General features: G+C 61.9%; 10 protein-coding genes. 6 read left to right on the top strand and 4 right to left on the bottom strand.

Annotated features, from left to right (window positions below):
• Positions 1–323: 323 nt before the first annotated feature.
• Positions 324–1,925: a hypothetical protein gene (locus NTZ26_09085; protein ID MCX6560658.1), complete on the bottom strand. Its 1,602-nt coding sequence runs from the start codon at positions 1,923–1,925 to the stop codon at positions 324–326.
• Between the two features lie 210 nt (positions 1,926–2,135).
• Positions 2,136–3,131, bottom strand: a complete 996-nt coding sequence (locus NTZ26_09080) for an NAD-dependent epimerase/dehydratase family protein (GenBank protein MCX6560657.1) — start codon at positions 3,129–3,131, stop codon at positions 2,136–2,138.
• Between the two features lie 324 nt (positions 3,132–3,455).
• Here NTZ26_09080 and NTZ26_09075 point away from each other — a divergent pair, with 324 nt between their 5' ends.
• From NTZ26_09075 to lpxD, 6 genes are all read left to right on the top strand, one after another.
• Entirely contained in the window at positions 3,456–3,674 is a 219-nt protein-coding gene (locus NTZ26_09075) for an AtpZ/AtpI family protein (protein ID MCX6560656.1), read from the top strand.
• A 95-nt stretch (positions 3,675–3,769) separates the two neighbouring features.
• Positions 3,770–4,135 carry an ATP synthase subunit I gene (locus NTZ26_09070; GenBank protein MCX6560655.1) on the top strand — a complete coding sequence of 122 codons (366 nt, stop codon included), beginning with the start codon at positions 3,770–3,772 and terminating at the stop codon, positions 4,133–4,135.
• A 2-nt stretch (positions 4,136–4,137) separates the two neighbouring features.
• Positions 4,138–4,887 (top strand): F0F1 ATP synthase subunit A, encoded by a 750-nt coding sequence (gene atpB, locus NTZ26_09065; GenBank protein MCX6560654.1) that lies wholly within the window; start codon positions 4,138–4,140, stop codon positions 4,885–4,887.
• 19 nt (positions 4,888–4,906) lie between these two features.
• Positions 4,907–5,311, top strand: a complete 405-nt coding sequence (locus NTZ26_09060) for an ATP synthase F0 subunit C (GenBank protein MCX6560653.1) — start codon at positions 4,907–4,909, stop codon at positions 5,309–5,311.
• A gap of 174 nt (positions 5,312–5,485) precedes the next feature.
• On the top strand, positions 5,486–6,373 hold the full coding sequence (locus NTZ26_09055; protein MCX6560652.1) for a YihY/virulence factor BrkB family protein: 888 nt from the start codon (positions 5,486–5,488) through the stop codon (positions 6,371–6,373).
• 147 nt (positions 6,374–6,520) lie between these two features.
• Entirely contained in the window at positions 6,521–7,540 is a 1,020-nt protein-coding gene (lpxD, locus tag NTZ26_09050; protein MCX6560651.1) for a UDP-3-O-(3-hydroxymyristoyl)glucosamine N-acyltransferase, read from the top strand.
• A gap of 94 nt (positions 7,541–7,634) precedes the next feature.
• On the opposite strand, the gene trxB is transcribed toward lpxD, so the two are convergent.
• Together trxB and NTZ26_09040 are read right to left on the bottom strand one after the other, a co-directional pair.
• Positions 7,635–8,564, bottom strand: a complete 930-nt coding sequence (trxB, locus tag NTZ26_09045; protein ID MCX6560650.1) for a thioredoxin-disulfide reductase — start codon at positions 8,562–8,564, stop codon at positions 7,635–7,637.
• Positions 8,565–8,661: 97 nt separating this feature from the next.
• Positions 8,662–8,901: thioredoxin domain-containing protein (locus NTZ26_09040; protein ID MCX6560649.1), on the bottom strand; the 240-nt coding region annotated here is incomplete at its 5' end.

Genomic DNA, 8,901 nt, shown 5'->3' with positions numbered 1-8,901 from the left:
TGGAGAGCTTCACCTACACGACGACCACCCCCGAAGCGGGCCTGTACACGATCTCGTCCACGGCCGACTTCGACAAGGACTTGATCTGTTTGAACGGCTCGTTCATCCGTGGTCCCCGGGCCGGCGTTTCCGGAACCTGATCCAGCCTGAGCTGAACAACACCGATCTACCGAGGGCCGGCTCGAAAGAGCCGGCCTTTTCTTTTTTAAGGGGAAAAAAGGGGTCAGGTCTTAAGATTTAAGGTATCTAATATATCAGGCCATAATCGTCATTTTTTACAAAAAACTGCCAAAGAAATTCGATATCTTAAGACCTGACCCCTATCAGCAGACGGTGACGGTCAAACCGCGGCGGCTGATCTGGTAGTCGAAGAAACGGGCCCGGGCATTTGGGGGATGGGCCGTCAGGCGCCGCTGCACCGCCCGGGCGTCCTTGGGCGTCTTGCCGACGATCAACAGGAACCCCCCGCCTCCCGCCCCCAGTAGCTTGGCGCCGTGGATATACGGCCGGATGCGGGACAGGATGGCTTCGATATCCGGCGTCGTCGAATCCGGGTCGATGCGCTTGTTCAGCCGCCAGGCCGTATCGATCAGCCGCCCGAAGGCGCGCGGATCCTTGGCAGCCATCGCCTCGCGCATCTCGGCCGGGTAGGCGTGAAGCGCCCGCAGCGTATCCAGGGCCGCGGCGTCCCGGTCGAGGTAGCTTCCAACGACGGTGCGCAGGATGTTCTTGGCCAGCCGGCGGATGCCGGTGTAGTAGAGCAGGGTGGACCCGCCGTTCTGGCCGGGGTCGAGCAGGTCGGGCATGACATAGTGGATCCAGGGGTCGGGGACGAGGCCCGGGCCCGCGGTGATGACCTTGACGCCCGGCAGCACGCCGCCGATCTGGTCCTGCCAGCCGCCGCCCGTGGTCAGTTCCTGCTCCAGCTTGAGGACGGCGTGGAAGAGGTCGCGATCCGAGGGGTGGTCGCCGATCATGCGGCGGATCACTGCCACCAGCACGGCGCCCATGATGCTGGATGTCCCTAGGCCGCTGCCGCTCGGGATGGCGGCCAGGGTATTGAGCTCGATGCCGCCGCCGAAGATCTTGAGCATTGCCGCCAGCGAGCGGCGCGCGGCGGGGGGCCAGGGCGCGGTGAGGGGGGCGAATCCGGACAGCGCCAGCGCGGCCTTGGCCAGCCCGAACTGGCTGGTGGCGGAGCGGTAGTCGAGCAGATCGTCGAATGTCCGGACCGTCAGCCGCGAGCCGTGGTCGATGGAGTTGATCCGGATCTCGGGCTCCTCGATGACCCGGGCGAAGACCTGGATCGGGGGCTGGCCGTTGAGGTCGACGGCGGCGTTGATGACGCACCCGCCGTGCTCGAGCGAATAGGGGGGCGTGTCCGACCAGCCGCCGCCGAGGTCGAGGCGGGCGGGCGCCCGGCCCCAGATGATCTCGTCGGCGCGCAGGGCGTTGCGGGGCGTGTCGGAGCGGCCGGTCCGGGTCAGGACGATCGTCCGGCCGATCGACTCGAAGGCGGCGTCATGGGCGAGGCGCGGCCAGGCCGAAGCCGAAACGACAGGCCGCCGGGCCGCTCCGCCGCGGCGCGGGGTGCGGCCGGCCGGCGAGGGAAGGCCGATCGCCGCCAGCCAGGTCCGTTCGGCGGGCGAGAGGGAGGCGCAGGCTTTCTCGACAATCGTCCCGGCCTTGGTCCCGGCCGCCCGCTCGAGCGCCGATCCCAGCGTGTGCAGGACGCGCGAGATCTGGAGGTTCTCCAGCCGGGGTGTGGTCAGCGAGGTGGAACCGAAGAGGCGGAAGGCCTCGCCGATGATGTCGCGGATGATGGCCGGTCGGCCGGCGGCCGGAGCCTCGGCCAGGACGCGGGCCAGGTCGGCGGCCGAAAACGTGCTTTCGGGGTCGAACAGCGGTCGGATGCTTTCCATCATATCGTCATTTTTCGTCATTGCGAGCGACTGAAGGGAGCGATGTTGGCTTGTCATCGCGAGCGACTGAAGGGAGCGTGGCGATCTCATCTTGCTCATTTTAAGCGAGGCCCCCACGTCGAAGCTCCTCGGGGCGACAGGGACTTGTCATGGCGATGGGGCGACAGGGATTTGTCATTGCGAGCGACCGAAGGGAGCGCGGCAACCTCTCCATTATTTCTTCGCAGCTTTAACTTGAGCTTCGATCCAAGGGTAGGTGCGGGCGATGCCTTCGCGCAGGCTGAACTTCGACTCCCAGCCGGTCGACCGAATACGGGCGTTGGTGAAATTGCGGGCCTTGACGCCGACCGGGCCGGCGATGTGCTTCATGTGGATCGTCTTGCCGGAGGCCGCGGCGACCGTCTGGACAAGCTCGTCCACCGAGACGTATTCGGGCCGGCCGATGTTCACGCCGTCCTCGAGGTCGGAGGCCATGAGGCGCACAATCCCGTCGACCAGGTCGTCGATGTAGGTGTAGGCGCGCATGGCCGAGCCGTCGCCCCAGACCTCGATCGTCCCGCCGTCGGGGGCCTCGGCGATCTTGCGGCAGAGGGCGGCGGGGGCTTTCTCGCGGCCGCCGTGCCAGGTACCCTCGGGGCCGTAGGTATTCTGAAAGCGGGCCAGCCGGATGATCATGCCCGAGCGGCGCCCGTAGGCCATGGCCATCCGCTCGGCGTAAAGCTTTTCCCAGCCGTATTCGTTGTCGGGCAGGGCGGGGTAGGCTTGGAGCTCGGTCAGCTCGTCCTCGTCTTTGCGCATGTCGCGGTACACGCAGGCCGATGAGGAGAAGAAGTAGCGTTTGGCCCCGGCTTCGGCCGCGGCGTGGGACATGTGGATGTTGATCAGGGCGCTGTTGCGCATGATCTCGCATTCGGCCGAGTGGATGAAGCCCATCCCGCCCATGTCGGCGGCCAGTTGGAAGACCAAGTCGAAGGGGCCGGCGGGCGGGGCGGAGGGCCCGGCCTGGGCGTAGGCGGGGGGCAGGGCCAGGGCGGCCCGGCTGCTGGCCTCTTGGCGCAGATCGAGGAGAAGGAATTCATCGGCGGCCGTGGCCGAGTACTCGGGGTACTTGATGTCCACACCGCGGACCCAATATTTGTCTTTTTTCAGGCGCTTGGCGAGGTGGGAGGCGATGAACCCGCCGGCGCCGCAAACCAGGGCTTTTTTCATGGCTGTCGTCCTTTGCGGAAGTGGGCCTTCATACGGAAGGGAGGCATATTTTATCGAAAACGGCTTCCCGCGGCAATTCAAATAGGGGCAGGGGTCAGGTCTTAAGATATAAGTTTCGGCTTCATTTGTTGACGGTTGATAAGCGACAAAGGCGAGAAAACTTATATCTTAAGACCTGACCCCTATCTGGTAAGATAGGGGCGATAGGAGATTCGTATGATAGGCCTAATGGAACTGTTCGTCATCGGCATTATCATTATGGTGATAATAGGGTTTTCCCGCGTCTCCCGCCGCCGGAAGTGAACCAAGCGAGGGCCGAGTAAGATGGCGCCTTCGAACTATCGGGGCTTATGGGGCATGAGCTCGCTGGCCCTGAATCTGCCCGCGTCCATCGCCATCGGTCTTTTCTTCGGGTATCTATTGGATAAATGGCTGAAGACCGACCCCTGGATGCTGATCATTTGGACCCTCCTGGGTGTCGTGTCGGGCCTGATGACCCTGATCCGCGGCCTCCGCAAATATGACCGAGAAAACAAAGAATAGGGGGACAGTTACTGTCCCCGTATTCTTTTGTGCTAAAATATCGGTTTCCGATGAGCGATCTACAGACGCCTTTCGCCGATCCCCTAGAAGAGCGCATGCTCCGGCGCATCCCCTATGAAATCGTCGCCCTTTCCGCCATCTTCGGCCTCGCCGGCGCCCTCCTGTTCGACCCTCTGACCGGGTTCTTCCTACTGGCCGGCGGTCTGTTCTCGGCGCTCTCCTTCCTCTGGCTCAAGAGCGCCCTCGGCAAGGTCCTGAATCAGGCCAAGGCCCGCGCTTTGAAGGCCGGAATCGCCCTCTATGCCCTGCGTTTTTTATTGATATTTGTGGTCTTTTTCCTTATAATCCTGCTCTATTCGGAGAAACTCATCGCTTTCGCGGCGGGCTTCTCGGCGGTCATTCCGGTCTTCGGGGCCGAGGCCGCCGCGGCTCTCGTCCGCGCGAAGTCCCTTAAGCCGTAGCCATGGAAGAGCTGGAGCATACCCTCGGCATCGTCGTCTTCTTCAACCGTCTGCTCGGGCGGCCCGTGGCGGCTTTTCTCAAGATTTTCGGCATCCATGTGGCGGACCCCGCCAACTGCATCCCCGACTATCTGGTCATGGTTTTCTTCGTCGCCCTCTTCCTGATGCTGTTCTTCGGGTTGGCCGCCCGGAAGCGGTCCATCGTGCCCGGCAAGATGCAAAATCTGCTCGAGTTCATCATCGAGTTCTTCGAGGGCCAGCTGACCGACATCATCGGCCCCGAGGGCAAGAAATTTCTTCCCGTCGTCGGCACAATCGGGCTGTTCGTCTTCTTCTCCAATTTGATCGGGCTCATTCCCGGGTTCATGTCGCCGACCTCCAAGCTCAACGTCACGATCGGATGCGCCCTAAGCGTTTTCGTCTACTACCATTACCAGGGGATGAAGGCCCAAGGCCCGCTCCGCTACCTCAAGCATTTTATGGGCCCCATCCCGTTCATGGCCCCGCTGATGGTCCCCATCGAGATCATCAGCCATTTCTCGCGGCCCGTCTCGCTGTCGATCCGGCTTTTCAGCAACATCTTCGCCGAGGAAGTGCTGATCGTGGTCATCGCCTCGATCATCCCCATCCTCCTGCCCCTGCCGTTCATGGCCCTATCGATCTTCACCGCCTTCCTCCAGGCGTTCGTATTCGTTCTGCTGTCGTGCATCTACATTTCCGGCGCGGTCGAGCACCAGGAGGAGCATTCTTGACGCACAAAGGAGTCGTCCGATGACAATCCGTATGAAATCGCTGTTTCTTCTGGTGTTTTTCGTCTTGCTGGCCGTCGCTCCCATCTTGGCCCAAGACAGGCAGCCGCAGGACGTTTCGCGGGAAGGGCAGCGGATGGCCGCCATGCAAGAGTCCCGCATCGCCACCGAGCTGTCCCGGGCCTCCCTCTACCGGCTGTCGCTTATCGTCGCCGGCGGCATCATCACCCTGGCGGTCATGGCCGGCGCGTTCTGCCAGGCCAAGGCCATCAGCTCGGCTTGCGAGGGCATCAGCCGCAACCCCGGCGGCGCCCCGCACATCCGCTTCCTCCTCCTGCTGGGCCTGATCCTGATCGAGACGCTGGTCATCTACGCCCTGCTCGTGACCTTCATCATCCTGATGGTCAAATGGGGCAAGTTCGCCTGATCTGGGAAGGGGTCAGGTCTCAACATTCAACATTTGTCGGCCATGGCCTATTGAATTTCTCCCGGCGGCCCGCCCACGCCACGGCCGTGATGCGAAATGTTGAATATTGAGACCTGACCCCTATTCGTCGCGTTGACAAGATAGAGCGGCGGGAGTAGGGTAGGCACGCTATCCATGGTGCGCACCGTAATCCGCGTATTGGGCGAGTCGTTTAAGCGGTTCAACGACGACCGCTGTTTCGCATACTCCATCATCATCTCCTATTTTACCTTGCTGTGCGCCGTCCCCCTGCTGGCCCTTTTCGCCTGGGCCACTTCCAAGTTCTTGGGCTCGTCCGAAATTGCCGTCCGCAGCCTCAATATCTTCACCGAGGATTTCTTCGCCCGTTTCGACCCGTCCTTCTTCAGCCGCTTAGGCGCCGTTTCCAAGAGCACCAGCTCGCTCGGGCTGTTCGGCATCATCGGATCGATCGTGGCCGGCGGCTTCCTGTTCGGCAACCTGATCAAGGCTGTCAACACCATCTTTCGGATCAAGACCGTCCGATCCTTTTTCTACAACCGGCTGATGGAAAACATCATCATGCTGATCACGGCTGTGATCCTGCTCTTTTCCTTCTCGATCACGGCCACCTGGACCGCCATCCACAAGGCCATCCAGACCAGCGCGGTGGTCAACGATTATCTCAACCCCAAGGTCCTGCCCATCATCGACAACTTCCTGGTCCAGTATTTGATCCCGTTCATGCTGGGCTTCTTGGTGCTGTTCGTCATCTACAAGTTCATCCCGGAGACCAAGGTCCATACTCTAGCCGCGGTCGTGGCGGCGGCCATCGGCTCCTTCCTTTGGGAGATCTTCAAGCGAAGCTTCTTCTTCTATGTTGCCCATTTCTCGGCGGTCGGCCTCGTCATGTCCAAGTTCTTGGCCGGGACGCTGACCTCGATCATCTTTTTCCTGCTCTGGATCTCCTCCTCCCTGGCCATCCTGCTCTGGGGGGCCGAGCTGGCGGCAGTGTTCAACGAACGCGTCGACGCTAAGAGGAAGGGGTCAGGTCTTAAGATATAAGTTATCGTTATAATTCCCCCTGATAGCGTCAACAAATGGAGTCGAAACTTATATCTTAAGACCTGACCCCTATAGTTCGCTTGTGACCAGGCGGCGGGGCGGCCTATAATAAGTCGGAACGAAACGTTCCCGCGGAGGGAGGCTCGCATGACGCTCAAGGAACTCGCGGCCCGCTTGAATTGCTCTTTCGAGGGCGACGGCGGCACGGATATCAAGGGCGTCGCTTCCCCGGAATTGGCCGGACCGGGAGACCTGATCTTCATCTCCCAGAATAAATATCTGCCCTATCTCGACACTTCCCGCGCCTCGGCCGTCGTTTTGGCTTCAGGCGTCGTCACGGATCGCCTTCCGGTTCTGCGTTCGGCCCACCCCCAGATGACTTTCATCCGGGCGGCCGAAATCCTCCATCCGCCCGTCCTCCCCGCGCCAGGGATCCATTCCAGCGCGATCGTCGATCCTTCCGCCCGGATTGGGGCCGGCGTCTCGATCGGCCCCTTGTGCGTCGTGGGCGCCGAGGCCGAGATCGGGGATCGGACGGTCCTCTTCCCACACGTCACGATCGACTCCGGGGCCAAAATCGGCGCCGCCTGCGTGCTCCATTCGGGCGTCAGTCTTCGCCCGGGAGTGCGGATCGGATCTCGAGTCATCCTCCACGATGGGGTTGTCATCGGCGCCGACGGCTTCGGATATCTGCGGGCCGACGACGGCTCGCACATCAAGATTCCCCAGCTTGGAACGGTCATCATCGAGGACGACGTCGAGATCGGGGCCAACTCCACGATCGATCGGGCCGCCTTGGGGGCGACGATCATCCGCCGCGGCGCCAAGATCGACAACTTGGTCATCGTCGCTCACAATGTCGAGATCGGCGAGAACGCCATTCTGGTGGCTCAATCCGGAGTCGCCGGCAGCTCCAAAGTCGGCCGCGGGGCGATCCTGAGCGGCCAGGCCGGAGTTCCCGACCATGTGACGATCGGCGACGGCGCGGTGGTCGCGGCTAAGACCGGGGTGACCGGCAACGTCCCGGCCGGCGCTTTCGTCAGCGGCAGCCCGCACCTCGACATCCTGGTTTGGCGGAAGTTCTGGGCCTCGGCGCCGCGGCTCTACGATATGGTTAAGGAGCTTCGGCGACTTCAGGCCCGGGTGGACGCCCTCGAAAAAAAATAGGGGTCAGGTCTTAAGATATAAGTTATCTCGTGACGATTTTTGTCGAGATTAACAAATCTTTGCCCAAGAAAACTTATATCTTAAGACCTGACCCCTATTTGTATCCCGATAGATATTCCCCGACGCGCATGGCGGCGTGCACACCCGTGCCGACGGCCGTGGCCACCTGGTGGGGAGTGGAATCGATGACATCCCCGGCGGCGTAGATCCCCGTCCGGCTGGTCCCCATCTTGGCGTCTGTGACGATCTCGCCCCATTCGTTGATTTCGACCAGCCCCTTGACCGGATCGTTGATCGGATCCATGCCGATCGAGACGAACAGGCCTTCGATCGGCAGGATCGTCCGGGCGTCGTCCTTGACGCAGCGCAGGACGACGGCTTCGAGGTTTTCGGTCCCGACGATTTCGTCCACCACCGAGTCCCAATGGACTTTGACCCGCGCGTCCCCCAGGAGGCGCTCCTGCAGGATCTTGGCCCCGCGGAAGCGGTCGCGGCGGTGGATGACATGGACGGTGGAGGCGAACTTGGTCAGGTAATGGGCTTCCATCAGGGCCGTATCGCCGCCGCCGACGACGGCGATCTCGCGGTCGCGGAAGAAGGCGCCGTCGCAGGTGGCGCAGTACGACACGCCGCGGCCGATCAGGCGGCCTTCGTTGGGCAGGCCGAGCCTGCGGTATTGGGCGCCGGTGGCCACGATGATCGCTCGCGCGGCGTATTCGGCCTTGCCGGTCTGGACGATCCAGTCCGGGCCGTTCCCGTCGGGCCGGATGCTTTTGGCCGCGTCGGCGACGATGACCGCCCCGAATTTGAGGACTTGTTTTCGGAAGCTCTCGATCAGGTCGAAGGGGGCGATCCCGTCGGGAAAGCCGGGGTAGTTTTCGACCCAGTCGGTGATCAGGATTTGGCCGCCCGGCAGGCCTTTCTCGAGAACGATTGTGTTCAGGCGGGCCCGCCCCGTGTAGATCGCGGCGGCCAAGCCGGCTGGCCCGGCGCCGATGATAACGACGTCGTGCTTTGAGGGCATGTTATTATCCCTTAGGGGTCAGGTCTCAACATTAGACATTCGCCGTGCCCGACTATCCTCAACCTCCTGCTGACGGCTCCCGGAGTATGAACTTTTTTTAGAAATGTCTAATGTTGAGACCTGACCCCAGATGCTTTTTTATGGCGTCGACGATTTTGTCCTTGGGCAGGGCGCCGACCAGCTGCTCCTTAACCGCGCCGTCCTTGAACAGCAGCAAAGTTGGGATGCCGCGGATGCCGTAGCGGGCGGGCACGGCCCGGCTGGCGTCGACGTCCATCTTGCAGACCTTGAGCTTGTCTTTCATCTCGACGGCGATCTCGTCCACGATCGGGGCGAT

This window comes from Candidatus Aminicenantes bacterium, from assembly GCA_026393855.1.
GTDB lineage: Bacteria > Acidobacteriota > Aminicenantia > Aminicenantales > UBA4085 > UBA4085.
The sequence above is the reverse complement of the archived record's forward strand: the minus strand, read 5'-3'. Positions and strand labels throughout refer to the sequence as shown.